General features: G+C 30.7%; 24 protein-coding genes, 1 tRNA gene and 1 pseudogene. 5 read left to right on the plus strand and 21 right to left on the minus strand.

Annotation, left to right across the window (positions count from 1 at the left end; all coding sequences use genetic code 11):
- Positions 1–58: 58 nt before the first annotated feature.
- From AMO19_RS01965 to AMO19_RS01995, 7 genes and pseudogenes are all read right to left on the minus strand, one after another.
- Positions 59–1,828, minus strand: a pseudogene (locus tag AMO19_RS01965) (phosphoenolpyruvate carboxylase); the annotation flags it as partial.
- Positions 1,829–1,880: 52 nt separating this feature from the next.
- Positions 1,881–2,999 (minus strand): glutamate--cysteine ligase, encoded by a 1,119-nt coding sequence (gene gshA / locus AMO19_RS01970; RefSeq protein ID WP_075507126.1) that lies wholly within the window; start codon positions 2,997–2,999, stop codon positions 1,881–1,883.
- On the minus strand, positions 3,000–4,523 hold the full coding sequence (locus AMO19_RS01975; RefSeq protein WP_075507127.1) for an anthranilate synthase component I family protein: 1,524 nt from the start codon (positions 4,521–4,523) through the stop codon (positions 3,000–3,002). It lies immediately after the preceding gene.
- A 59-nt stretch (positions 4,524–4,582) separates the two neighbouring features.
- Entirely contained in the window at positions 4,583–5,005 is a 423-nt protein-coding gene (locus tag AMO19_RS01980; RefSeq protein WP_075449843.1) for a photosystem I reaction center subunit II PsaD, read from the minus strand.
- 111 nt (positions 5,006–5,116) lie between these two features.
- The gene (locus tag AMO19_RS01985) at positions 5,117–6,481 is read right to left on the minus strand and encodes a sensor histidine kinase (protein ID WP_075507128.1); all 1,365 of its coding nucleotides are present in this window, start codon (positions 6,479–6,481) and stop codon (positions 5,117–5,119) included.
- On the minus strand, positions 6,481–7,749 hold the full coding sequence (gene rodA, locus AMO19_RS01990; protein ID WP_075507129.1) for a rod shape-determining protein RodA: 1,269 nt from the start codon (positions 7,747–7,749) through the stop codon (positions 6,481–6,483). Before rodA ends, AMO19_RS01985 begins: the two co-directional genes overlap by 1 nt.
- Positions 7,749–8,822 carry an Mrp/NBP35 family ATP-binding protein gene (locus tag AMO19_RS01995; RefSeq protein WP_075507130.1) on the minus strand — a complete coding sequence of 358 codons (1,074 nt, stop codon included), beginning with the start codon at positions 8,820–8,822 and terminating at the stop codon, positions 7,749–7,751. Before AMO19_RS01995 ends, rodA begins: the two co-directional genes overlap by 1 nt.
- A 159-nt stretch (positions 8,823–8,981) precedes the next feature.
- On the opposite strand from AMO19_RS01995, the gene hemF reads away from it, so the two are divergent.
- Complete coding sequence (gene hemF / locus AMO19_RS02000; RefSeq protein WP_075507131.1) at positions 8,982–10,010, plus strand: oxygen-dependent coproporphyrinogen oxidase; 1,029 nt, start codon at positions 8,982–8,984, stop codon at positions 10,008–10,010.
- A 28-nt stretch (positions 10,011–10,038) separates the two neighbouring features.
- On the opposite strand, the gene AMO19_RS02005 is transcribed toward hemF, so the two are convergent.
- The gene (locus AMO19_RS02005) at positions 10,039–10,596 is read right to left on the minus strand and encodes a cofactor assembly of complex C subunit B (RefSeq protein WP_075507132.1); all 558 of its coding nucleotides are present in this window, start codon (positions 10,594–10,596) and stop codon (positions 10,039–10,041) included.
- 164 nt (positions 10,597–10,760) lie between these two features.
- On the opposite strand from AMO19_RS02005, the gene AMO19_RS02010 reads away from it, so the two are divergent.
- A complete protein-coding gene (locus tag AMO19_RS02010) occupies positions 10,761–11,396 on the plus strand; it encodes a ribonuclease D (protein ID WP_075507133.1) in 636 nt (211 codons plus the stop codon).
- 3 nt (positions 11,397–11,399) lie between these two features.
- Here AMO19_RS02010 and AMO19_RS02015 read toward each other — a convergent pair whose 3' ends face one another.
- Both AMO19_RS02015 and AMO19_RS02020 read right to left on the minus strand, forming a co-directional pair.
- Positions 11,400–11,666 (minus strand): hypothetical protein, encoded by a 267-nt coding sequence (locus AMO19_RS02015; protein WP_075507134.1) that lies wholly within the window; start codon positions 11,664–11,666, stop codon positions 11,400–11,402.
- 35 nt (positions 11,667–11,701) lie between these two features.
- Positions 11,702–12,931, minus strand: coding sequence for a lipid-A-disaccharide synthase-related protein (locus AMO19_RS02020; RefSeq protein ID WP_257008931.1), 1,230 nt, complete (start codon positions 12,929–12,931; stop codon positions 11,702–11,704).
- A 42-nt stretch (positions 12,932–12,973) separates the two neighbouring features.
- Between AMO19_RS02020 and AMO19_RS02025 the strand changes: the two genes are divergently transcribed.
- Positions 12,974–13,044 (plus strand) — tRNA-Cys (locus tag AMO19_RS02025).
- Positions 13,045–13,252: 208 nt separating this feature from the next.
- Here the strand turns inward: AMO19_RS02025 and AMO19_RS08430 are convergent.
- From AMO19_RS08430 to purM, 3 genes are all read right to left on the minus strand, one after another.
- Complete coding sequence (locus tag AMO19_RS08430) at positions 13,253–13,420, minus strand: hypothetical protein (RefSeq protein ID WP_179850478.1); 168 nt, start codon at positions 13,418–13,420, stop codon at positions 13,253–13,255.
- Entirely contained in the window at positions 13,407–14,051 is a 645-nt protein-coding gene (locus AMO19_RS02030) for a histidine phosphotransferase (RefSeq protein ID WP_075507136.1), read from the minus strand. The genes AMO19_RS08430 and AMO19_RS02030 overlap by 14 nt, the downstream gene beginning before the upstream one ends.
- A 132-nt stretch (positions 14,052–14,183) precedes the next feature.
- Positions 14,184–15,227 (minus strand): phosphoribosylformylglycinamidine cyclo-ligase, encoded by a 1,044-nt coding sequence (gene purM / locus AMO19_RS02035; RefSeq protein ID WP_075507137.1) that lies wholly within the window; start codon positions 15,225–15,227, stop codon positions 14,184–14,186.
- Positions 15,228–15,325: 98 nt separating this feature from the next.
- Here purM and AMO19_RS02040 point away from each other — a divergent pair, with 98 nt between their 5' ends.
- Positions 15,326–16,858 carry a bifunctional pantoate--beta-alanine ligase/(d)CMP kinase gene (locus AMO19_RS02040; RefSeq protein ID WP_075507138.1) on the plus strand — a complete coding sequence of 511 codons (1,533 nt, stop codon included), beginning with the start codon at positions 15,326–15,328 and terminating at the stop codon, positions 16,856–16,858.
- Between the two features lie 2 nt (positions 16,859–16,860).
- Here AMO19_RS02040 and AMO19_RS02045 read toward each other — a convergent pair whose 3' ends face one another.
- From AMO19_RS02045 to AMO19_RS02065, 5 genes are read right to left on the minus strand one after another with little or no spacing between them, the layout of a single operon-like run.
- Complete coding sequence (locus tag AMO19_RS02045; RefSeq protein ID WP_075507139.1) at positions 16,861–17,334, minus strand: low molecular weight protein-tyrosine-phosphatase; 474 nt, start codon at positions 17,332–17,334, stop codon at positions 16,861–16,863.
- 32 nt (positions 17,335–17,366) lie between these two features.
- A complete protein-coding gene (locus AMO19_RS02050) occupies positions 17,367–18,128 on the minus strand; it encodes a phycoerythrobilin:ferredoxin oxidoreductase (protein WP_075507140.1) in 762 nt (253 codons plus the stop codon).
- Positions 18,129–18,839: a 15,16-dihydrobiliverdin:ferredoxin oxidoreductase gene (locus AMO19_RS02055; RefSeq protein WP_075507218.1), complete on the minus strand. Its 711-nt coding sequence runs from the start codon at positions 18,837–18,839 to the stop codon at positions 18,129–18,131.
- A 5-nt stretch (positions 18,840–18,844) separates the two neighbouring features.
- Entirely contained in the window at positions 18,845–19,555 is a 711-nt protein-coding gene (locus AMO19_RS02060; RefSeq protein ID WP_075507141.1) for a biliverdin-producing heme oxygenase, read from the minus strand.
- A 57-nt stretch (positions 19,556–19,612) separates the two neighbouring features.
- Complete coding sequence (locus AMO19_RS02065; protein WP_075507142.1) at positions 19,613–20,044, minus strand: hypothetical protein; 432 nt, start codon at positions 20,042–20,044, stop codon at positions 19,613–19,615.
- A 210-nt stretch (positions 20,045–20,254) separates the two neighbouring features.
- Between AMO19_RS02065 and AMO19_RS02070 the strand changes: the two genes are divergently transcribed.
- Positions 20,255–21,679, plus strand: coding sequence for an NADP-dependent isocitrate dehydrogenase (locus AMO19_RS02070; protein ID WP_075507143.1), 1,425 nt, complete (start codon positions 20,255–20,257; stop codon positions 21,677–21,679).
- Here AMO19_RS02070 and AMO19_RS02075 read toward each other — a convergent pair.
- Genes AMO19_RS02075 through AMO19_RS02085 form a run of 3 tightly spaced genes read right to left on the minus strand, consistent with a single transcriptional unit; the run spans position 21,676 to position 24,808 of the window.
- Entirely contained in the window at positions 21,676–23,031 is a 1,356-nt protein-coding gene (locus tag AMO19_RS02075) for a four-carbon acid sugar kinase family protein (protein ID WP_075507144.1), read from the minus strand. The genes AMO19_RS02070 and AMO19_RS02075 overlap by 4 nt on opposite strands.
- A 13-nt stretch (positions 23,032–23,044) precedes the next feature.
- A complete protein-coding gene (locus tag AMO19_RS02080) occupies positions 23,045–23,899 on the minus strand; it encodes an aldose epimerase family protein (RefSeq protein WP_075507145.1) in 855 nt (284 codons plus the stop codon).
- Between the two features lie 9 nt (positions 23,900–23,908).
- Positions 23,909–24,808, minus strand: coding sequence for an alpha/beta fold hydrolase (locus AMO19_RS02085; RefSeq protein WP_075507146.1), 900 nt, complete (start codon positions 24,806–24,808; stop codon positions 23,909–23,911).
- Positions 24,809–24,816 lie beyond the last annotated feature (8 nt).

The following is a 24,816-nucleotide window of genomic DNA, read 5'->3' on the forward strand; positions in this document are numbered from 1 at the left end:
TTGAATCTGTTGAAGGTGGGGAAAGTTTAGGTAGGTGGAGTATTGTTGCTGTTCAACCTCTTTTAAGGTCTTCCACAGTTTCAAAAAGAGGAACAACTAATAATTTTGACTTTTGTGAATTTTGATCAAGAAGTCCCATTTCTTTGGCCAGTAAGAGAACTTCAAGCAAATCAGATGCACTATGACTCATTGAAATTACATAAGAATGACAAATGCGACTTCCAAATTCTTGCTGTAGTCTCTTAACCATTTTAAAAACTGAAAAAGTTTCTTCTGTAGTTTTTGTCCAGCTAACATCAGATGGAATTAAAGGCCTTTTTGTATTTAATTCTTCTATAAGCCATTTAATTTTCTCTTCCTCAGACATTTGGTCATATTGAACAGATAAATCAAGATAACTTGTAAGCTCTTGTATAGCGTCACTATGCCTTGTACTCTCTTGACGAATATCTAAGCTTGCTAAAGAAAATCCAAAAATATGAACCTGAGTAAGTAAAGTGTTTACGGACTCACAAGTTAAATCTGTACTAATCAAGCTATTTTTAATTAGTTCGAGATCATAAGTAAATTCGTTTACTGACTTGTAATATAAGTTTTCAACTTTATCTAGATTCTTGTTATCAGTTTCTCCCTCCAAGTCAAATTTCCACCCACTATCAGCTAATAAATTATTTCTTTCTTGTGTTAACCTTAGTTTTTCTAAAATATAACTTAATTTTAATCTGTAGGGTTCTGATCTATACCTTGTAGCTCTAGCTTCATATATTTCAGGGAACTTAACCCTGTCAGTTTCGAGTGACTCTAATAGGGAAGAACTGACTTGACTCCATTGCATTGACACACTTAATTGATCTCTAAGATTAGACGTCGCAATAATGTATCTTTCCAACATCAACTGCCTTTGGTAGCATGCAGTTCTCCATGTTATCTCCGGAGTGACCGATGGATTACCATCCCTATCAGATCCTACCCATGAACCGAAGTTACAAAAAGATTCTGAGGGCAACTGAACATCTGGATAATTTTCGGTAAGTGCTTCAGAGATCCTGCCCCTCAATTGAGGCATCGCATTAAATAAAACTTGCTGAAAATAATGCAAGGCATAATCAACTTCATCTAAAACTGAAGGTTTAAATTGATGCAATTCATCTGTTCTCCACCAAAGTCTTACTTCCTCTTTTAATTGGTTTTTTAGAGAATTTTTTTCTTCTTTTGTTAGAAATTGCTCAATCTGTATTTTTTTTAATAAATTTGCTACTCTTGTTTGCTTATGTCGAATCGTATGTCTTACGATCTCGGTCGGATGTGCAGTAAAAACTAAACGAATATCCATTTCCTGCAATAACTCCTCTAATTTTCCTGGTGGTACATTTAATTTCCTCAGCCTGTAAAATAATTCTCTAAAAGTTACTGGAGCATTTTGTCTAGCCAATGCTGGAGCAAAAGGATCAAGATTGTCGGGCGATTTTTGAACATCCTTATTGGTGAAGCTTTGAATATATCTATCTTCCTCAACTCTTTGTTCCAAAATATTCACGAGTTGAAAATACAATGAAAACGCTCTTGCTGCTGCTATGGATTCTGCTAAATCCATAGAATTTACAATATCAACTATTTCATTTTTAAAAGTTTTTGAACTATCTCCATCAATTTGTTTTGAATAACTTAATTCTTTAAGTTGTATCAATCTCTCTGCTTGATCATTTGGGCATTCTTCTCTGAGCACAGATTCCCAGAGATCTTCGATAAGAAGACGATTTTTATCAAGTGGATCAATGTTACTTATCAAATCCACATTATTATTTTTTATCTGTCGAATAGATTCCATATAGTCATTATGTCACAAGTAAAAATATTCAGATCAAAGTTTATTTAAATAATCAAACATTCTTGGCTTCACTCCTAATCATATCTTCGATAGAAATTTTCATTATCTGCTCAATGGAAAGACCTTTTTCATATTGATTTATCCATTTCATAGATTGATTGCCTTCTTCAAGCACTTTATAGATAGGATCTAAAAGATGTTTCATACCAAAATCTTCTGCTGTGGAGGACAAATCTGATAATAAGTTTTGAATCCATTCTCTACAAATAACTTTTTTGCCATCTTGCCAGTGAATTAACTCTGAATTCAGGCTATCTTTAGCAGCATTAATTTCATTTTGATCACATATTTCTGACAACTCGTCCATAGAAAAAATACTAGCATTCATAGGATCTAAGGTATGTATATTTTCAAAAAGATTTAAAATCCTTAGTTCTATCATGGCCGTTATCCCCAAAAGTAGATTAATATCGTGAACAAAATCACAAATTCTCAATTCCAAACGATCAAGAATTAAAGGTCTTTGGGGTCCATTTGGTCGGATTGAAGACCAAAAATGCCTAATATTTTGCATTTTTTTATTAGATATATTTTCCTCTATCCAGTCGATATAAGAATTATGATTTACAAAAAAAGGTACCCTACTAGGTGTTTTAGGAAACTGGATCCATCTCTGAGAGTGATTATTCGTAATTTTATTATTCAAAAAAGGTGAACTAGCACTTAATGATAGATATAGAGCAGCCTCAGATCTTATAAGTCTTATAGCTGTAAAAAGTTTATCTAAATCATCTATTCCTATGTTTATATGGACACTTGAAGTTGCAATAGATATTCCATAATTATCTTGAATAAATTGGTGATAGACGTTATCAGCATCAGATCTTTGAAATGTAATATCGTGTTTAAAACAAAGAGTAGATGAAGGAATGATTGTTAAATTTTTAGTATCTAGCCACTTCCTTAACTTTTTTCTTGGAGTAATTAATTTCTCAAATAAATACTTGTAGTCTTTTTCAGGTGTTGTTATGTATTCAACATTTCTGTTATCTGGCTCTTTTACAAAATCAGAAAATTTTTTCTCAATATCAGCTGAAACACCAACATGAGAATTTAAAGAACCTGTGAAAAGTTCCACCTCAAAACCCTTATAAAGATTATTTTGAATCATTTATTTATCCAAACAGGCTAGTGCTTTTAGTATCCCCTTTGCTTTATTTATCGTCTCTTGATATTCATTCTCAGGAAAAGAATCAGCAACTATTCCAGCTCCTGCTTGCACCGAGACATCATATTTACCGTCACCAGAGGGTTTAACTATCATAGTTCTTATTGTAATTGCCGTATTTAATGCTCCATTAATATCAATAGATCCGTAAACACCAGCATAAGGTCCTCTAGCATCTTTTTCAAAGTGCTTAATTAATTGCATAGCTCTTATTTTTGGCGCACCGGTCACCGTCCCAGCCGGAAAAGATGCTTTTAGTAAGTCCCATACATCGGCATTATTTTTTAAGATTCCCTCAACTTCACTTACTATATGCATAACATGTGAGTATTTCTCAATAACCATTAAATCCTTCACTTTCACAGTACCAATTTCACAAACTCTTCCAAGATCATTTCTCCCAAGATCAATTAGCATTACATGCTCAGCTATCTCTTTTGGATCTTTTAATAAATCCTTTTCTAATTCCAAGTCTTGTTGATTATCAATACCTCTAGGTCTTGTACCAGCAATAGGTCTTAAACTTGCAACAATCTGACTATTTTTATTTTTTTTAGCTTTGACCATTACTTCAGGACTTGAACCTATCAGATACCATGAGCCAAAATCAAAAAATGACATGTATGGAGATGGATTAACCATCCTCAAACTTCTATATAAATTGAAGGGATCATTATTAACTTGAGTTTGGAATCTCTGACTTATAACTATTTGGAAGATATCTCCCATTCTGATATATTCTTTTGCAGAGAGAACTGCATCCTCAAAATCTTTTTTCTTCCAATTACTTTCTAGATCTAAATTTAAATTCTCATTTTCATTCCAATCTAAAAACTCATTTTCTTTTAGAGAAACCCTCATTAAATTTCTAGTTTTCTGAATTTTAGAAATTGAGTTTTGATACAACTCTTCAATCGAGGAATCTTTTGCAGAAGTTGTATCTGCATAAACAACTGCAGTAATACATCTTTTTATTTGGTCAAAAACAACTAACTGATCAAAGAACATCCAAGAACCATAAGGGATATCGTTTTCTGATATTTCATTAATTGGAACGCTTGGTTCTATTCGATTTATTAATTCATAACCCCAAGAGCCATATAACTGTCCAATTGATGGTAAGTCATCATCAAGCATGGTTGACTTATATTCTTTTGTCCAACTTCTTAAAATTTCAAAAGGATCACCTTTCTGTGTTTCAGTTTTGCCATTATTCCAAGTTTTAACTATTTCTTCTCCATAACAAACGGCTTCCCAAAGAGGTTGAACAGCAACAATACTCCACCTACCTAAACTTTCCCCACCTTCAACAGATTCAAGAAACACACCATGGGAATCATTTGAGGATAACTTTAACCAAGTCGACAATGGAGTCTCTAAATCTGCTGGCCAAGTTTGGATGATAGGTATAAAATTTTTACCTTCTTTGTAAGACTTTAAAAAACTATCTTTTTGTGAGCTGATCATATCTATAATGTCAACCCAAATTATAATTATTTTCTTCTTTTAAATCAACTTTAAGGAAGTTAATCAAAAGTATTCTTAGTAGTAAATTTCAAACCAGCTGGATTAGGATTCTCACCTATTCTTCTTGGATTATGACCAACTTTCTCTCTTCCTTCATTGACTTTTTCAGGGAAAACACCATCTTTAGGGTGTAAAAATTCAACATCGCCACCTGGGAAAATTCGATAGATTTTAAAATCTTCAATTCTTGGTTTGAAGGCTCTTAATTGTGTCCCTAATGCAAGGCATTGTTCTTTTCTTGCAAAGTACATTAGATTATCACCTTCATGCATAATAGCCGCTCCACCGGTGGGCAATTCAAATGCTTGTTCCTTAGAACTTTTCCATACAATTGCATATTTTTCTTCGGTTTCTGCTGAGTTTAATAAACCCCCGGTACTTCCTATATGCTTTGGAAATTGACCAACTAAAGTTTCAGTCATCCTTGATTTTGAGTTATTTCTTTTAAGAAACTAGCATTCATATTTTGCAAAATTATAAATTTACAAGAAATTTTCTACATTATTTAATATATGGAAAACTTGTTTCTCATTTTATTTTGAATCGGAAATCGGAAAAAATACTGTTAAACCTGTATCACGCCTTTGAGTGACATGCCCTCCTAAGCTAGCTAACAACTTCTGAGTAGCATTTTGACTAAGTTGTAGACTACCTGTTTGAGGGTTCCAATTTAAAACAGGACCAATATCAGAACCGTTATCTTTTTTTAGAATTTCTTTTTGATTACTTTCTAATTTTTGTACTTTTAATTGAAGTTTAAGTTTTTGACCAGCTGGTCTCAATTCTAAAATTAATGTACTACCTTCTTTTAATCCTCTAGTATTTTTATTAATTAGTCCACTTAACATTAATTCCAATTTTTCAGAATCACTCAAAATTTGCGGAAGTTGATTGGGGATATCAATCTTTAAAGTAATCCCACGTCGACTTAATTGCTTATTCCATAAAGGAGTAAGCTTTTTAAAAATTTCGGCTAAATTAATCTTTGCCAAGTTATTCAATGATGGTACTTCATTACCAACTAATTCTGCTGCATTAAATATTAAACCAAACCTATCAATTTGTTCATTACATTCATTATCTATTTGAATCAAACGATTTCTCATTGATTCATCCATTTTATATTTTTTTAAAGTAGAACTTATTAAAGTTCTTATTGTTGCCAAAGGAGTTCTTACTTCATGTGAAATTGCGCGTAATAATTTTGCTTCAGTTATTTGCACATTTTTTTCATCATTTTTCAAAGAATTCTGTATATTATGGTTCTGCGTAATATTTGCTAATTTTGCCGATAATATTGGCCAAAATAATTTTTCAAATTGATTATTAATATTAAGATTACCTAAATTATTAATTGCATTTCGAAATTTTACTCCCTCCTCATAGTTTTCTTGATTTAATTTTGCATGCATTAATTCAATTGAGAGTTTAAGGCTTTCTTCATCACACTTCATTAATAAAATTTTCTTATCTTTTTCTCCTACAATTGATAATACGCATTGAAAATTTGGAGTGATTATCATTAAAAAAGGTTCATAGCCATCTTCTTGAGAAAGATTCAAGACTTTATAATTACTAACTAAATCAAAATCTTTTTTTATCTTTTCTGAATTATTGACTGGTAAAAAACCTGCATTCTCATTTTGAAAGTATGAAAACCCCTCAGGAGACCAAAGCCATCCATGAAGTTGATTTAAAAATTTTTTATCATTAAAAGCCGGCAAAGGCGAGGCAACCCAGATCCCCCCCTGTTTGTAATTCTGAGAAAGGAAATCTTTTTGAATAACTTCTAAAGAAGCCCACCACATTCTTCTGGATGTATCATCATCCACGTTTATGGTTTTAACTCCTTTAATCAAAAGCTCTTGAATTTTTTTTATAGTTATTTGTGATTTCATCAACTTCTTAGTGATCTAGAACGTTTCAATATGGATAAAACAAATCCAATAGATATAAAATTAGTCACCAATGACGTTCGACCATAGCTCATAAAAGGAAGGGGAATCCCAGTAACTGGTCCTAATCCAATAGTCATAAATAAGTTAATAATTATTTGAAATAAAAAAGTTGAGGCTATTCCAATAACAATTAGAGATTCAAAGTTAGTCCTAGCAATTGTTGCAGTATTAATAAGTTTTTTTATGAAAATAAAGAACAAAAATAAAACTATAACGCACCCCACAAAACCTAATTCTTCCCCTAAAGCACTGAATATAAAATCAGTATGTTGTTCAGGTATAAATTGCAAATTAGTCAGCTTACCTTGTAGTAAACCAGTACCAAATAATCCTCCAGAACCAATTGCAATTTTACTCTGCATCAAATGATATCCGCCACCTAATGGATCTCTACTTGGATCTAAAAATAAAACTAATCTATCTTTTTGATATTCTTTTAAGCCATATTGCCACAAAATTGGTGTAAATTTTGCCACTAATAAATGGAACGAAATGGCGAGAGCAGAAGAAATAATTTTTTTTTTAGAAGATCTATAAGCAAGATATCCTATAACTGGAATCCAGAAAATAAGAAGCGTTGGCAAGGTTAGATATAATATTGATGTGATAATACAAAACACTAATATCAAAATCCACTCTATAGGCATTTGAGACCAATAGAGCATCACACTTGTCAAAACAATTAAAACTAAAGAGGTGCCTAAGTCCGGTTGAAAGAAAATTAATAACCAAGGAATAACTACTAATAATAAGGGCAATACTAATTGTTTTATTGTTAGGATTATTTTTTTGTCGAGTACTAAAGCAAGAGTTAATACAGTACTAAGTTTAGCTACCTCTGAAGGCTGAAAAGAAAAGATACCCAGGTTTAGCCATCTTTGAGCTCCGGAAACTGAAATACCAAAAAAATAAATAAGTAATAAGGATATTAGAGTACAAAAATAAAATGGAACCACATACTTTCTAATTCTCTCTAACGGTATATAAGAAATAAAAAATGCTAAGAAATAACCTAAAAAACCAGTAACGATATGACCTAGATAGTTCGATACTAAAAAATCACCCTGAATACTTTTTATCAAAAAACCCGAAATAATAACTAAAAACAGGGGAATAATAAGTAGCGGAGAAAATAAAAAACCTCTATTAAAGTTGTCTTTTTTTTGTAAAAATCCTCTGTTATTTAATAAAGAAATTCTCTTAAACATCAATAAGTATTAACAAATTGTTTCTTAATTAATTGAGCTAAATTAGCAAATACGACAGAGCTTTCTTTATTGGGCTGACTTATTGAGATTGGTACACCTTTGTTACTATCATCAACGAGAGGGATTTCAATAGGAATTTGAGCTAATAATGGTAAGTCATTTTCGTTAGCTAATGTTTGTCCACCACCTTTACCAAAGATTTCATATTTTTTACCTGGCATATCTGGCGGAATAAATACTGACATATTTTCTACAATTCCCAGCAAAGGTACTCCGAGTTGTTTAAACATTGCTAATCCCCTCCTTGCATCTTGCAAAGATACTTGTTGAGGAGTAGTGACAACAATAGCTCCAGAAATAGGAACAGATTGAGAAAGGGATATTTGAGCGTCTCCTGTTCCTGGAGGCAAATCAATAACCAAAAAATCAAGATTATTCCATTCAACTTGGTATAAAAACTGTCTGATAATACTATTAAGCATTGGTCCTCTCCATATAACTGGCTGGCCTTCTTCTATAAGGAAACCCATTGATACCAATGAAATTCCATATTTATTTATTGGTATTAACCTTTGATTACTGCCACTTCCTTCAGTAACCTTTGGATTCTGTTCGGCAACTCCCATCATTGAGGGAGTATTAGGTCCATATATATCGGCATCCAGCAAACCAGTTTTTAAGCCTAATTTAGCTAGAGAACAAGCGAGATTAACCGCAATGGTACTTTTTCCAACCCCACCTTTACCACTGCTAACAGCTATGATATTTCGAATCCCATTAATCTTCTGCAACTCAGGAGCATTACTTTGATCTTGAGATTCTGTTTTGGAAGGATTATTATCTACTTCTATTTGAACATCATCAATATCTTCAAAATCCAGTAGTACTCCTCTAACCTCTTGTACAATTCTATCTCTCTGAGAATTTGCAAACGATGGTAAGGATAATGTTAAGATTACTCTGGGTATAGTTACTCTTACATTTTTAATCCAAGCTAATTCAATTACATTTTTCTGTGATCCAGCATCTAGAACTTTTTGTAAAGCAAAATTCGCATCTTCTATTGTGGTCATTAAATTTTTAAATATTTTGACAAGGTAGTCGACTGTTTAAAAGATTAAGAACTATGTCGAACTATCAAATAATAGGCAATAAGGACCCCCTAAGAGAAATTATAAAGAGAAACTGATAATTAACCAAAAAAATTTTTTTCTTCAAGATTTACTAAATACATGTTGATAGAACCTCCTAAAAACTCGAGAGAAAAAACTAAAAATCTCTTATTAACTCTACAAGACAAAATTTGTTCAGGACTTGAAAATGTAGATTGTAAAGGGAAATTTACAGAGGAATCCTGGATAAGAAACGAAGGTGGCGGTGGTAGATCAAGAGTATTGAAAAATGGTTCTATTTTTGAGCAAGCAGGCGTTAATTTTTCGGAAGTACAGGGAAAGGAATTACCTCAATCTATAATCTCTCAAAGGCCCGAAGCAAAAGGTCATGAATGGTTTGCTACGGGAACCTCTATGGTTTTGCATCCTAAGAATCCCTATATTCCTACAGTTCACCTGAATTATCGATATTTCGAAGCTGGTCCTGTTTGGTGGTTTGGAGGAGGTGCAGATTTAACCCCTTTTTATCCTTATCTTTCTGATGTAAGGAATTTTCATAATGAACATAAAAAAGCTTGTGAGAAAGTTGATCAAGATTTGCATAAAGTTTTCAAACCATGGTGTGATGAATATTTCTTCTTGAAGCATAGAAATGAATCTAGAGGAATAGGAGGTATTTTTTATGATTATCAAGATGGTTCAGGCAATATTTATAGAGGAAATAATCAAAATGGAGAAGCATCAAAAGCTTCACAAAATATTGGCAGATCTAATTTAAATTGGGATGATTTATTTTCTTTAGCGGAAAACTGTGGACAGGCATTCCTCCCTTCATATTTGCCCATTATTGAAAAAAGAGCTTCTCAAGCATATTCATCGAATGAAAGAGAATTCCAGCTATATCGAAGAGGTAGATATGTCGAATTTAATTTAGTTTGGGATAGAGGGACAATTTTCGGACTACAAACAAATGGCAGAACTGAATCTATATTAATGTCCTTACCGCCTTTAGCTAGATGGGAATATGGATATAAAGCTAGAAAAAATTCTCGAGAGGAATTTCTTACATCAATTTTTACAAAACCCCAAGATTGGTTAAACGATAAAGAGTTAGAGAAATTCTGTATAGAAAATAATATTTTTGATTAAAAATTATCGAATAAACTTTTAAAGTATCTTAAATAGGTGTTTTAAATAAAGAACCGTCACTTTTTAATTGAAGTTTTTCTCCGAGTTCATTTTCTAAAGAGATTAATTCATCCCTATGAGCTCTAAGTCTCATAAAAGTTGAATCATTTTCATTTTTATTGATCAACCTTAATTCAAATTTCTCCTCTCTTGCTGATTTTTTTAAATAAACAATCCCAGACAAAGGTCCACCAATTAATCCCAAAAGAATAGGCCACCAACCTAATTCAGGATATATTTGAATAATTACTAATCCCAAAGCACATGAACCAAAACCGCCAAGAAAACCTAAAAAAATTGCTAAGAATTTACTAGAAACAACTTGGCCCTTGAATATTAAAATTCTTTGTTCAAAATCTCCTCCTGTTTGCTTCCATCCCCTCAAATTAAGCCATTCACATAAACCATTTAAAACCTTAATTGGCTGCTGAGAAGATGAAATCTCAACGATGGTTGTTCTATCTTTACTGGAAGCCCTAAGGAAAAAAAATAATCCTATGGCCAAGAGAATTGTCAGCAATAATGTTGAATTTAAGGAATATGACATTAAATAATTTTTTCTAGTAACTTGAGAATAAAAATTAAAGTTACATCATATTATAATTTTTTAGAATTATTCTGTAAAATATATTTATTAGATAAAAATCCTTAATTAAATAAAATCTTAAGTAATATTCTAAACCTTAAATGTCTTTAAATACTTAATTAAACATGACTATAGAAAATAAAAAGATTGATCTTCTTTATAACGATTTAACAGTAGATTTATACAATCTTTATAAAAAATCATCCTACCTAGCTATTGACACTGAAGCAATGGGTTTAATTCATGGGAGAGATAGACTCTGTTTAGTACAAATATGCAATGAATTTAAAAGAACATCGTGTATAAAAATCGAACTTAATACATCTTCTGCACCTCATTTAAAAAAACTTCTTGAAGATGAAAAAATTACTAAAATATTTCACTACGCAAGATTTGATGTAGCAGCTCTAAAATGCAATCTTGAAATTAATACAAAAAATATTTTTTGTACAAAAATTGCTAGTAAGTTGGCAAGAACTTATACAAATAAACACGGTTTAAAGGATTTAATTTATGAATTGTTAGGTGTAGAACTGGACAAAAGCTCGCAAAGTAGTGATTGGGGTAGCTACGAAGATTTAACAAAAAATCAATTAGATTATGCAGCAAATGATGTTAGATATTTAATTGAAGCTATGCATAAATTAAAAGTTATCTTAGAAAGAGAAAATAGATATGAATTAGCTCAAAAATGTTTCAAAACAGTTTCTGTACATGCTGATTTAGACATACTAAAATTCTCAAATATATTTGAACATTAAGAATCAATCTTCAGTTAAAAAATTATCTTCACCATCAAGAGTTTCCATAAGCTTATCAAGTATTCTTGAAGAACTTAATTTATCTCCATCATTTTTTTCACAAATTTTTAAAACATTTTGAGCAACTTGTATTTTTTCTTGTATAGTTTTCGAGCCTTCTTTTGCAATTTGAATTTCTACTTTCTTTTTAGCAGAAGATAAGCTTATACTCATAAGTTTTGCAATCTCTGCACAAATTTTTAGATATCGCCGATCATTTATTGGATACATAAAAGAATTAATAATTAATAAGCTAGTGCCATTTACTAAGATAACAAATGAAGGTTTATGGCATCTACGATTTTCTTACTTGCTCCGGATTCTCCCATTCTTTTTTTTCCAATTTTTGCTTGTTCTAACCTATCAACTTTTTCTTTCAAAAGTAAACTTAAACGTTTTAAAAGAATTTTTTTGTTCTTGCAAACTAAAACACTACCTCCCAATAATCTTGATTGCCTTTTTGCAAATGATTTTGTAAATTGTGGTCCATTTCCCGGTAGAGAAAGAGATGGAATTCCAAGGCCAGCAATTTGCTCTGTAGCAGTTCCTGCATTAGACAAACCAACTTCTGCCATATTGGCCCATGAATTGAATTTACCTTTTCCAATCACTACATATTGATCCTTCTTTTTCCATACTGAATCTTCATCAATAAGAAATTTAACTTTACTCTGTCTTATAAAACCATATTTATTTAAATAATTTTGAATTTGAATCACATTCGCATTAATGCTCAAAGGCAAAAGTATTAATAAATCCTTTGACAAATCAAAATCTTGCAAACAATTTAGAAAATTATCAAGATTTTTAAGAGCTTCAGGGTATCTACTTCCAACTAATAAAATAATCCTTTTAAAAGAAATAATATTTGATATCTTATCGTTTGTTACATTGACAAAATCCATCATTGGATTACCAAAGTATTTTGCATCAATAGTTTTTTTATACAAATTATTAGCTGTAATTTTATCTCTCATAATTAAATTTTTACATCTTGGAGATTTCATTAAAAACATTTCCCATGGATCCCATTCAGAACCTTTCAACTTATGATAAAAATCGCTTAAATCCCATCCTGGCCCACTACTCCAAGTATGATCACTTTTGGGGGTTCCAATGAAACTAAAGTCGCATTCTGAACTCCAAGCGTAGAGTAATGGCAAGAAATCGCCTACTGCGATAATTTTGCAGTTATGTTTTGACTTCTGTTTTACAATTAGAAAATTTCTTAAATTATCGATTAAAAATCCCGCAAACAAATCAAGCACAAATCCCTTCAGACTTTGATTGCTAAAACCTCCACTAGGCAGCTCTTTTAAATATCCTACTTTACTAAAATTCTTTGATTTTATGGAATTAAATACATCTCCATTTCCTACTAAGGGCAAAACTTCAATATTTTTATTTTTTATTTTTTTTAGTAATCTTTTTATTATCTCCGATGCGATTACATCTTCTCCATGACCATTGCATATAAATAATAGAGAATGAGACACCTTACTGTTAAGATCATAAAAAGACTCAATCGAATCTTTTTCGGCGGCATGGCCAAGTGGTAAGGCAGAGGATTGCAAATCCTTTATCCCCAGTTCGAATCTGGGTGCCGCCTTATTTAATTTTTTTACGCATTTAATTATAAAATTTTCTAAGAACTTCAATTTCAAATAAAGGGTATAAACTTTCAATTACTTATTGATATACAGAAAAATAATCTTTTCTTTATTTTTTTAATAATACCTGATATTTATTAATAAATAAAATTTAGTTAATTTATTAATTATTTTCATCAGATTATTTATATAAGAATTTGATTTATTCTAGTAATCATTATCTGCTACACACATTCCTAAACATCTAATACCATTTGATGCAGTCCTTTTGCAGTGATTACATAAAATGGGATCTTTCTCTGAAGTAAGGTTAATTTTTGAATTATTTTGGCCTTTAATACTTATTAACTCTTGTGTTGAATCAAATAGAGCCATTCTTGGAATCATCACTTGAATCGATACTAACAACAAGTGAAGCATTAGTGTTAGAAGAAGGGATATCCATAATTTTTACAGTTTCTTTAGGCTCTTCAATAACTTGATTTTCTTCAGCACTTTCATCAACTGCACAAGCTTCAAGAGCCTCTCTAAGTAGTGAATCAAAAGTTGCTCCAGGCAATCTATGTCTTGCAACCTCTAGAAAAGTTCTAGGTAACGATTCAGATGCAGCATCTCGTAAAGCAGGATTATTCTTTCTATGTTCTTGTTCTTCTTCTATTGATTTAATAAACCTAAGTGTGACATCTCTTTTGGTAGAAGCTTTTATCAGCGTATCGTTTTCCGGATTACTAACATTAGGCTCATTTTCAAGATCAATAAGTCTTTTTTCCAAACTATTTAAAACTTCATTAGCTTCTTTACTAATATGCGCTAATTGACCATCGGACAAATTAGGTAAATCAGCGACAAAAACTTTCCCATGATCTCTTAGTGTCAAGAAAGTTGGCCTTGGGCCTTGAGCCTGTCTGCCACTTGATTCGGAATTATTACCTATTGGTCTTTTTGGAGGTGTAGGACCAGCTGAACTACGTCTACGTGTAATTCTTTGATTATTTGCAAAGGGCATTGAATAAAGGTTAAATCTTAATACTTAAACTTCCGATATAATTCGGCGGTAATTTTATTATATTACACCTAACTTTTTCATTTGGGTATAAAAAACAATTTTTTAAAACTCATTTAAAAAAGATAAAAAATCTTAAATTAAGATTTCTGGTAAAAATTTACTAATTGTTGAATCATTTTTTCGAACTATCTTTCCAATTTCCCAACTATCTATATCATGATCTTTACAGATACTTAATATCGCTTCCTTAAATTGTTTATCAATAATTAAACAAAATCCCACTCCAAGATTGAAAGTATTCCAAAAATCTTTTTCAGGAATAGATCCTTTCTCTTTAAGGAATTTAAATAAAGTAGGTATTTGCCATGAACTGGTATTGATATAAGGAATAAAATCAGAAGGAATACATCTTGGTAAATTTTCTGGAATTCCTCCTCCAGTTATATGAGACATTGCTTTAATTTCTATATCTTCAGATAAAATTTGGTTAATCACATTATTGTAAATTTTTGTAGGTTTCAATAACTCATCATAAAAATTTAAGTGAGAAACTTTTTCAAATTCTTTATCTATTTGATTATTGTTTTGAATAATTTTTCTTACTAAACTAAAGCCGTTACTATGAACTCCATTACTTTTTAAAGCAATTATTAAGTCATTTTCAGAGACTTTTTTACCATTAATAACCTTATCTTCATCAACTATTCCAACGCAAAATCCTGCGAGATCATACTTATTTTTTGAATAAAATCCAGGCATTTCAGCAGTTTCTCCGCCGAGTAATGAACAGTTATTTTCTCCGCATCCATGTGAAATTCCCTGAACAACCCTCAATAATTGTTTCTTATCAAGCTTACCGGTAGCAATATAATCTAGAAAAAATAAAGGTTTTGCACCACTAGTAATGATATCGTTCATGCACATAGCAACTAAATCAATACCAACCTCAAAGTGAAAGTTTTTACTTTGGGCTAATTCTAATTTTGTTCCAACACCATCAGTCCCTGAAACAAGAACTGGTTTTTTAAAACTATCGATAGGAATTCTAAACAAACCTCCGAACCCGCCAATACCCTCAATCACATTGGATGTATGAGTTCCTTCAACTGCCTGTTTAATTTCGGAAACAAATTCTCGTCCAGCTTCTATATCAACACCTGATGTTTTGTAATCCATGAAATAAAAATGATAGACTTTCCCTATATAGATATTCCTCCTAAGATTGTTTTTGTCCAGTAATTATTTATCAAATAGATTTATTTTTTAAAAACAAAGTGAAGAAAGTAATCATAAGGAAAACTGAAGAAATAGAAAATTGGAGGAGAAAAATAAATAGTGAAATTAACTTCATTCCAACAATGGGTAATCTTCATGATGGTCATATTAAACTTATATCAACAGCAAAAAATGACAATTCTAATGTTAATTTAGTAAGTATTTTTATTAATCCACTTCAATTTGATAACAAGTTAGATTTAGAGAATTACCCTAAAACAATTGATAATGATATCAAAATCTCCTTTGCAAATGGCGCAGATGCTATCTTCATCCCAAGTAATGAAGATATATATCCACCGAATAATAAAAATATTAAATTCCTAAAAGCTCCAAAAGAATTATCTTCTGCATTATGTGGATTAAATCGAATTGGACATTTTGATGGCGTTTGCACAGTAGTTTATAGATTACTTAATCTCATCAAGCCAAAAAATCTTTACTTAGGAGAAAAAGATTGGCAACAACTTTTAATTTTAAAAAATCTTGTCCTTAGAAAGAAATTAAATGTTGCTATTAAATCCATTCCTACACAAAGAGATTTTGATGGAATTCCTTTAAGTTCACGTAATGTACATTTATCAAAAAACGAAAGAAAATTGATTAGGTTTTTTTCAAGAGAGTTATTAGAAGCAAAAAAAAATTTTCAACAAGAGAAAAAGATCAATTTAAACCAAATTATTAAGAAGCTATCAGCAAAAAAAATTTTGATTGAATATTTAGAACATTTACACCCTCATACACTCCAAAAAGCAAGACTTGAAGATAATATTTCGTTATTGGCTGGTGCGATAAGATGTGGAGAGACAAGATTAATTGATCACGTTTTTCTAATGAAAAGAAGGCCGATTATTGCAATTGATGGTCCTGCAGGTTCAGGTAAAAGTACTGTAACAAAGTTAATAGCGAAGAAACTTAAACTTTTATATTTAGATACTGGCGCAATGTATAGGGCATTGAGTTGGCTTATGATAAAAGAAAATATTGATTATAAAAAAGAAAAAAATTTACAGAATATTCTTAAAGGTATATCTATCGTTTTCAAGTCAAATACAAATTCACTTCAGGATGTTTATGTTAATAACTTCTGTGTTACAGAAGAAATTAGGTCGCAAAAGATAAGTTCCATAGTTTCTAAAATTTCCTCAATAAAAGAAGTAAGAGAATTCTTAGTAGAAGAACAAAGAAAAATTGGAGAATCAGGCGGACTTGTAGCTGAGGGAAGAGATATAGGAACTACTGTTTTTCCTAATGCAGAACTTAAAATATTTTTAACTGCTAGCATTGATGAAAGAGCAAAAAGAAGAAAATCTGATAAAAATAGTAAAGACTCACAAGAAATAGACCTTCATACATTAAAAGAACTTATAAAGAAACGAGATTTTGAAGATTCAAATAGGGAAATTTCGCCTCTAATTAAGGCGAGTGATGCAATAGAAATTATTACGGACGGATATACAATTAATGAGGTAGTGGATAAAATTATTGACCTTTACAATGACAAGATTCCTAAAGAAACTGAGATCAAATAAATTCAAGAAATACTTTCCAAAAAACCGTTTACAGAGTCTTCTAAAATATCAAGGACATAATCGAAGCCCGCATCACCTCCAAAATATGGGTCAGGAACTTCTTGCTCATTAAAAACTGATCTAAAATCTTGTATTTTTTTTAATGATGCAAAACCAGTTGAACCTGTTCTATGTTTAAGATCTTGAATATTTTTAAAATTTGAATCATCCATCGCAAGAATATAATTAAATTCGTCAAAATCTTTGCTAGTAATTTGACGAGCCCTGCTTAAGATATTTATATCTCTTCTTTCTGCCGCAATTCTCATCCTAGAGTCAGCTTTTTTTCCAATATGCCAACTCCCAGTTCCAGCAGAATCAACAATAAAGGCATCGGTTAATCCCTTCTTTTCAAGTAGTCTTATAAAAATAGCTTCTGCTGCAGGAGACCTACAAATATTTCCCAAACATACAAAAAGAACAGAAATTTTATTCATCTGATTTCAAAATCCAGTTAATTATAAGACTTTTAAGTAGTAAATAAAACTTCTTCAATTAAAGATTCAGTAAATTCTTTACCAAACAAACTCGACAACATTGGTCTTGCTGGATCGTTATCTCTTCTATAATTCAAATAATTATTTTGACCGTTTATTAATTCTTTTTGCAGTTCAATATTGACTTCTTTGCTTTCGAAAAGAATTTCCAAATACAAATCAAGATATTCCTTAAATGAGGGATAAAGCTGATTAGTAATTAAAAAATCACTTCTTTCTTCTTTTGGTAATTTTGACCATATTACTCCTGGAGAAAAAAATCTAGCTACATTCGCAGACATTTTTTCAGCTAATGGGAGTGATGAATGACAATGATTTTTGAGTTTTATAAGTTTTTCTAGTAACTCATTATTGTATTGATTTTGTATTTTTAATGAAGGCTGAAAATCTAATACTAATAAATAACTATTAGGTAGAGAAACAAAATCTACTCCAAAAAATGGGACGTTATAAATAGTATTAGGAATAATTAAAAAATTTAAAACAGAATAATTTGGACTATTTATACAAACTGCCCTTGCGAATTTAATTCTTTTTTTATGCGTTACACCCCAAGTAAATAGATTCACATTTTTTTTTGATTTTTTTGAACCATAAGTTGAATCCTTATAAAAATATTCCGAGGGTATTTTTTTTTCTAAACAGTTATATTTACTTAAATTATTAGTTAAATATTTTAAGAAATTTTGCCATCTCCAATCTGGCCTATAAAAAATAGTATCTTGTATTAACATTCAATGAATAATCTCATTATTTAATGTAAATAGAAATTTATTGATAAATTTTTTTGTCCATTTTTCTCCAAAAAATGATTTAAACAATTTTTCTGCAGGGTCTTTTTCAAAACTGTACTTATCATATTGAATTTGATTAATCTTTATTTCTTCTGCATTTAAAAATTGATTAACAGGGTTCGATTTACAAATGTTCAAATAATTATTTACAAATGAATGGAATATATTATTGAGATCTCTATCAAGATTTAATTTATTTCCTCTACATATAATCACCCATGGGGAAAAATACTTTTTTGAATCATATATATTCTTCATTTTATTATTATCAAATGTAGAATATTTTTTCTTAATACTACCTAAACTTGAACAATATTTTTCAAGATATTTGCTTTCTTGAATTAAAGGTTGATAATCAAGTATTGCTAATAACTTTTGAGAAGTTCCAAACCATAAAATATCAGCTCCTAAAATAGGCAATTCACTATCAAAATTAGGATATGCGACCGTATTAAACACTTGCAGTTTTTTGCCACCATCTAATCTTGTTATTCGCCACTTTCTACATTCGGGAGATGAAAAAAGCCAATTTTTAATAATATATTTTGAGTCTTTATTGTGATGTTCTTTGAATTCACTAGATATTTGTACTTCATGTCCATTTAATTCATCAATATTGGTTTTAAGGAAATCAACTAATGAATCAAACATAAACATTAGGTCTCGGTACTTCCTTTCCTAACTTTTTTTGTAATGTAATTGAATACAATCTTGCCTAAAACAGCAATCAAGTTACCTTCAAGCTCTTTAAACATTTTCATATTGTAAGTAAAAGCTTGATTAGCTTCATCAATAATTTGATCAGCCGTCTTTTGATTTATTGGAAGTTGATTCAAAGTAAGGGAATATTGTTCCTTGAATTTCTTTTCATCAGCAATTAATTCAAACTCATAAAAATTTAAACCATCATTTCCCTGCAAATTTAATGCTTTTTTAGCGATCCTTTTTAAGATTTGCCCCCCAGATAAATCTCCTATATAGCGAGTGTAGTGATGACCAACTAAGAGCTCTGGTGAATTTTTTGCGACCTCTCGGATTCTTTCAACATATTCTTTTGCTGAGTGAGAAATATTAATTTCATTCTTCCAGTTTTCACCAAAATAAAATTTAAGATCATTTACAAGAGTTTCTTTCCTGAATAATGATTTAAAACCTATAGGTTTTATGACGGGATGTTCCTCATTGACCAGTCTTTCAATTTCTTCTTCCATAGCTTCATAAACAAAATATAAATCACTAATTAATTTTCTATAAGATTTTTTTTCAACAACTCCTTTTAAAAAGCAAGCCACGAAGCCAGTATTCTCTGCCATAGTATGGGATTTTTTTGTCCCTTCTCTTAATTGTCCTGCAAGAGCAACTGCCATATATTTTGAATCATTTTTATAACTGTATTTAATTTACAAGAAAAATACATAAAACAGCTAATTTTTGTTACCAGCAGATGTTTTAGAGAATAACTTATAAAGTTCTTTACAAACCAAATAAAGGTTATCTTTTTGTTCCTTTTGCGGTAGATGAGTACCGGTCATTTCCCAATCACCGATAGTAGCAACTCTCCATCTTTCGGAAGGAACAATCATACCTCGCATTATTATTCCCAACAATTTCGGAACTCTGCCATTATCATCATTTTCAATTCTTAATTGTAAGAGTATTGCTCTACATTCAATAAGAGGACTCCAACCAGGGAAATGAAACGCAAAATCAATACTATCTTGCATGGATTCACTATTTGAATTGTCCCAGGGACTAAAGTTTACACTTGCATCTGGAAAATATTTCCGAAACAAAGCTGCAGTGGAAGCAATTTTATTAGCTATTTCAACATTACTTACATTTGAACTCGCATTCATAAGTAGCTGAGTATTTTTTTGAAAATGACATAATTTGCTTTAACTTGCTTATTAACTTCTTTTTCTTTTAATAAAGATGTTGAAATGCTGATTAATAAAGTATTCTCTATTCACATTTGAATAATAAATTTCTAGGTTTTAAAGAAAATAACTCATCGCAAATTACAATAATAGGAACTTCAATGAGTTATCTATTATTAATACAATGCTATGCCAAAATTTGAAAAATTAACTTTACCTAATGAAGGCGAGATAATAACTTTTAATCAAGGCAAACCTAATGTTCCTAATAATCCAATTGTCCCATTTATTAGGGGTGATGGTACTGGAGTTGATATTTGGCCTGCCACTCAAATCGTTCTTGATTCAGCAATTAAAAAAAGCTATGGAGATGAAAGAAAAATTAATTGGTTTAAAGTCTATGCAGGTGATGAAGCTTGTGAACTTTATGGAACATATAACTACCTCCCTCAAGATACTATTGAAGCAATCAGATACTTCGGTGTAGCCATTAAAGGTCCATTAACGACTCCCATCGGTGGAGGTATTAGATCTCTTAATGTTGCATTAAGGCAAATCTTTGATTTATATAGCTGTGTAAGACCATGCAAGTATTATTCTGGAACTCCAAGCCCTCATAAAAATCCCCAAAATTTAGACGTTATTGTTTATAGAGAAAACACTGAGGATATCTACATGGGAATCGAATGGGAAGCCGAGGATAATAATTGTCTTGAATTAATTAATCACTTAAATGACGTTGTCATACCAAAAAGTAAAAATTTAAAAAATAGATCCATACCAAACGGATCAGGTATCGGAATAAAACCGGTGAGTAAATCTGGTAGCCAAAGGCATATTAGAAAAGCTATTGAACATGCTAAAAGATTATCAGGAGATAAAAGGCATGTAACTCTTGTACATAAAGGGAATATTATGAAATATACAGAAGGTGCATTTAGAGATTGGGGGTATGAATTAGCAGTAAATGAATTTAGAGAAGATTGCATTACAGAAAGAGAAAGCTGGATTTTAGATAATATTCAGAAGAATCCAGAAATTACAATTGAAAATAATGCCAGAAAAATTGAACCAGGTTTTGACAAGCTTACAAATAACAAAAAAGCATTCATTTGCGAAGAAATTAAAGAAGTAATTTCATCAATATCAAATTCTCACGGAGATGGGAAATGGAGAGAACTTATTCTTGTTGATGATCGAATAGCCGATAGTATATTCCAACAAATTCAAACTAGACCTCAAGAATATTCAATTCTTGCAACATTAAACCTTAATGGAGACTATGTTTCTGATGCAGCTGCAGCAATTGTTGGAGGCCTAGGTATGGCTCCCGGTGCAAATATTGGAGATAATGCAGCAATTTTCGAAGCTACGCACGGAACTGCACCAAAACATGCAGGATTAAATAAGATTAATCCAGGCTCAGTAATTCTTAGTGGTGTAATGATGCTTGAATATTTTGGTTGGGATGAAGCAGCCAACTTAATTAGTAATGGTTTAAGTAAGGCAATAAAGCAAAAAAAAGTCACCTATGATCTAGCACGCTTAATGGAACCAAAAGTAGAACCCCTATCCTGCAGCAGTTTTGCTGAAGAAATTATCTCAAATTTCTAATTATAAAAATTATTTTTATTTTCAAAAACTTTCCAAATATTAACCAGTGAATCTTTAGTGCCAATGTTTCCAGGATGAGTAACAATAGGAAGTTTTTTGCCATTTTTTAGGTTGTAAGTCACCACTGAAATGCCAGTTAAAATCTGTCCTTCAAGATAAACATAATCTGCATTAAGTCCTTTACTAAGTATCAAATTTGTTGTTATTCCACCTTTTGAAATCAAATATCCTATTTCATTCTTCAAATCTGCGACTAATTCAGCAATAAAAAATGCGAGTGAATTATAAAAATTAAATAATTCAGAGGAATCTAAAAACATAAATTTTCTTGAAGTAAACAAAACAGGAGTTTTTCCTGTCTCAAAAGAAAATCTAATTTCTTTTAAAAATTTATTTTTAAACAAATTCCTTCGCTCGTGATTATTATCTGATGAAGTAATTCTAAAGAATTCAAAAACATCTAATTCAACTGGATTGCAATTACTTATCTCTAATAAATTATTCAATTGTATTGTTGAAAGTTCTACATAAGATCCAACAATTATCAGTCCTGGAAGAAAACTCTTTTCTTTATTTCTTATTCTTAAATTAGAGAAAAATATTTCACTCTGAGAGAAACTTTTTTTCTCAGAAATTGAACTTATAAAACTTGCTGCAGTTCGAAAAAGGAATTTTTTTTGATTAATTAATTTTTTAATTACTAAAGAAAATTTTTTTAGTTGAGAATAATTTTCTACATCTACAACTACATGTTTATTATTCTTCAAGTTCTTAAGTGTTTTAAAAACAATATTATTTTCTTCATCATTTAGCATTTCGATATCTGACAATAAAAGATTCTGAATATCTTCAAAATTTATTTGCGATTTACTCTGCTGAAATAAAAGATTCTTGACATTACTTGTCTCAAATCCAAAAATTTTATCTCTTGCAAAAATTGTTTGACTAATAGGAGTTTTATCAACAAAATGAAATCCATTGATTGTTAATCTTTTACCCTCTATGAAAGCTGGAATATGAAAAGTAGCATCAAAAGGACCTAAGCAATTATTTAGAGCAGTTGGCTCTAAAAAGTTATGTCCTCGAAGAGTAGAATCTCCTCTACTTATAAAAATAATTTCTTCTTCATAGGCTTGAGAAGTAATTACAGTCTTAAGATTTTTGCAAATTTCCTCTATTGTTAGTTTCGCATCATTTTCCGATAGTGACCTTGTATTAGCCAAAATAAAAAATAAATTAGATTTAGATTCAAACCCTTTGACTAAAGTTGAACAGTCCCACTTAAGCAGTAATAAGCAATCGTGAACAGTTTGAGAGCCTGTGGGATCATCATCTATAACGACAAATTTCATAAGTATTGCAAAATTACTTAAGAGATTTTATTTGTATTGAGGCATTTAACCTTTTACTGTCATTTGAAGGAACCATAATGTTTCTAAATCCATCAACAAAAGAATTTCGAGGACTAGTCCAAGGTTCGAGACATATCATTCTTCTTGGAGGATCACTCCAGATAACGCCTAAATCAAAAGGGTATGGATGATTTAAAGTTACCTCTCTTTTAAAAATTTTATCTCGAAAAGAGCTTCTACCAGAAGAAAACATAAGTAGATCAACTCCTAAATTAATTTTCTTTAATTCATCCAAAGTATTACTTATAGTATTTCTTTCTTGATTCTGACAATTAAGTGGATTATCAACAAACTCTAAATTTTTAAAATCTGAAATATTAAAATAAGGATGCAAACCAAAATTTATAGGCATAGCAATATCTGTTTTGTTATGGATTGTAATTTCAAATTTTAAAAAGTTCATTTTTAAGGTAATGTCTATTTTTAGTTCGAAATCGAAAGGATAATATTTTTTGGTTTTTTTAGATGCATTTAAGAATAAGCATAAAAATTTTTCATTTTCATTGAAAGAGTATTGCCATTGCAAATCCCTAGCGAAACCATGTTGTGGTAATTGCGAATAAGCATTTCCAAATACTGAACAAGACGTATTTAGATTTCCACAAATTGGAAACAAGATTGGAATGCCTCCCCTAATACTTTTTGTCTTGTCTAAAAATCTTGTTTCATCGAAATAAAGTATTTCATTACCATCAGCAACCCAATTTGTAATAACGCCTCCTCTTTCAGGACAAAATTTAATGTAATTATTTTTATCTAATTGAAATACAAAAATTCCTTGGTCCTTATTAGATAATTCAAGTTTCACGATTATTACTTAAAGAGAATCAACCCAATCCAAAATATGCTGATTAACTAATTCAGGTATCTCATCATGAGGGCAATGTCCTGCATCAAGAATAATTTCCTTTGTATTCTTTGGTGTAAATTTTTTATATAAATTTCTTTTTTTTGGAGTGTTCATCCATGGATCTTTCCCTCCCCAAAGAAGTAGTAATGGTGAATTTAGTTTTGCGAATAGCTTATCCAACGGCAATCCCTGAGGGCCTGATGGGTTAAATACACTTCTAAAAACATTAAAAGCTCCGAAATCTAGAGAAGGCTTCCTTATTGACTCAACTAAAAAATCATCAACATTTTTTTTATCAACATAAACTTGATTCAAAGTTTTTTTAATATTTTTTGGATTTCTCATATTCTCAAAAATCAAACGTTGAAGAACAATATTTTTCAAAAATATGCCGGCAACTGTTTCAATTGAAGTTTGCAACATATTCTTTTTAATAGTTTTTTCTTCACTAAAATATCCAGCAGCATTAAGTAAAATCACTCCTGCGTTTAGATCATTTAATTCTGCACCAGCTGCTAATGCGGCATAACCACCTAATGAATTTCCAACAATAATTGTAGGTTTTTTTATTTTCTCTTTTACATAAGCGACAACCTGATCTTTCCATAAAGATCCTGAATATTCGACGTCTTGAGGCTTAGGACTTTTTCCAAAACCGAGTAAATCCATAGCATGAACTTCGTATTTTGTACTCAAAACAGGGATATTAAATCTCCAATGATCCGTAGAAGCACCAAAACCATGAATTAATAAAATTGCACATTCTTTTGATTTTTGCTCGGGCTTAGCGGAAACTGTATGAATTGGGTAATTTAAAAAATTCCAGTTATAGGTTACACCACTATCTATCAGAGCTGACTTTTCCATTCATTGAA

The organism is Prochlorococcus marinus, from assembly GCF_001180245.1.
Classification (GTDB): domain Bacteria; phylum Cyanobacteriota; class Cyanobacteriia; order PCC-6307; family Cyanobiaceae; genus Prochlorococcus_A; species Prochlorococcus_A marinus_F.

Bases quoted from the DNA above. Each gene is read 5' to 3' on its own strand.
- AMO19_RS02015 (WP_075507134.1), bottom strand. From the start codon at position 11,666: ATGTATCCAATAAATGATCGGCGATATCTAAAAATTTGTGCAGAGATT.
- AMO19_RS02060 (WP_075507141.1), bottom strand. From the start codon at position 19,555: ATGGCAGTTGCTCTTGCAGGACAATTAAGAGAAGGGACAAAAAAATCC.
- purM (WP_075507137.1), bottom strand. From the start codon at position 15,227: ATGGATTACAAAACATCAGGTGTTGATATAGAAGCTGGACGAGAATTT.
- AMO19_RS02070 (WP_075507143.1), top strand. From the start codon at position 20,255: ATGCCAAAATTTGAAAAATTAACTTTACCTAATGAAGGCGAGATAATA.
- AMO19_RS02065 (WP_075507142.1), bottom strand. From the start codon at position 20,044: ATGAATGCGAGTTCAAATGTAAGTAATGTTGAAATAGCTAATAAAATT.
- AMO19_RS01975 (WP_075507127.1), bottom strand. From the start codon at position 4,523: ATGATCAGCTCACAAAAAGATAGTTTTTTAAAGTCTTACAAAGAAGGT.
- AMO19_RS02010 (WP_075507133.1), top strand. From the start codon at position 10,761: ATGACTATAGAAAATAAAAAGATTGATCTTCTTTATAACGATTTAACA.
- AMO19_RS01985 (WP_075507128.1), bottom strand. From the start codon at position 6,481: ATGAAATCACAAATAACTATAAAAAAAATTCAAGAGCTTTTGATTAAA.
- AMO19_RS02075 (WP_075507144.1), bottom strand. From the start codon at position 23,031: ATGAAATTTGTCGTTATAGATGATGATCCCACAGGCTCTCAAACTGTT.
- AMO19_RS02030 (WP_075507136.1), bottom strand. From the start codon at position 14,051: ATGCCCTTTGCAAATAATCAAAGAATTACACGTAGACGTAGTTCAGCT.
- AMO19_RS01980 (WP_075449843.1), bottom strand. From the start codon at position 5,005: ATGACTGAAACTTTAGTTGGTCAATTTCCAAAGCATATAGGAAGTACC.
- hemF (WP_075507131.1), top strand. From the start codon at position 8,982: ATGTTGATAGAACCTCCTAAAAACTCGAGAGAAAAAACTAAAAATCTC.
- AMO19_RS02085 (WP_075507146.1), bottom strand. From the start codon at position 24,808: ATGGAAAAGTCAGCTCTGATAGATAGTGGTGTAACCTATAACTGGAAT.
- gshA (WP_075507126.1), bottom strand. From the start codon at position 2,999: ATGATTCAAAATAATCTTTATAAGGGTTTTGAGGTGGAACTTTTCACA.
- rodA (WP_075507129.1), bottom strand. From the start codon at position 7,749: ATGTTTAAGAGAATTTCTTTATTAAATAACAGAGGATTTTTACAAAAA.
- AMO19_RS02005 (WP_075507132.1), bottom strand. From the start codon at position 10,596: ATGTCATATTCCTTAAATTCAACATTATTGCTGACAATTCTCTTGGCC.
- AMO19_RS02055 (WP_075507218.1), bottom strand. From the start codon at position 18,839: ATGTTTGATTCATTAGTTGATTTCCTTAAAACCAATATTGATGAATTA.
- AMO19_RS02050 (WP_075507140.1), bottom strand. From the start codon at position 18,128: ATGTTAATACAAGATACTATTTTTTATAGGCCAGATTGGAGATGGCAA.
- AMO19_RS01995 (WP_075507130.1), bottom strand. From the start codon at position 8,822: ATGACCACAATAGAAGATGCGAATTTTGCTTTACAAAAAGTTCTAGAT.
- AMO19_RS08430 (WP_179850478.1), bottom strand. From the start codon at position 13,420: ATGGCTCTATTTGATTCAACACAAGAGTTAATAAGTATTAAAGGCCAA.
- AMO19_RS02045 (WP_075507139.1), bottom strand. From the start codon at position 17,334: ATGAATAAAATTTCTGTTCTTTTTGTATGTTTGGGAAATATTTGTAGG.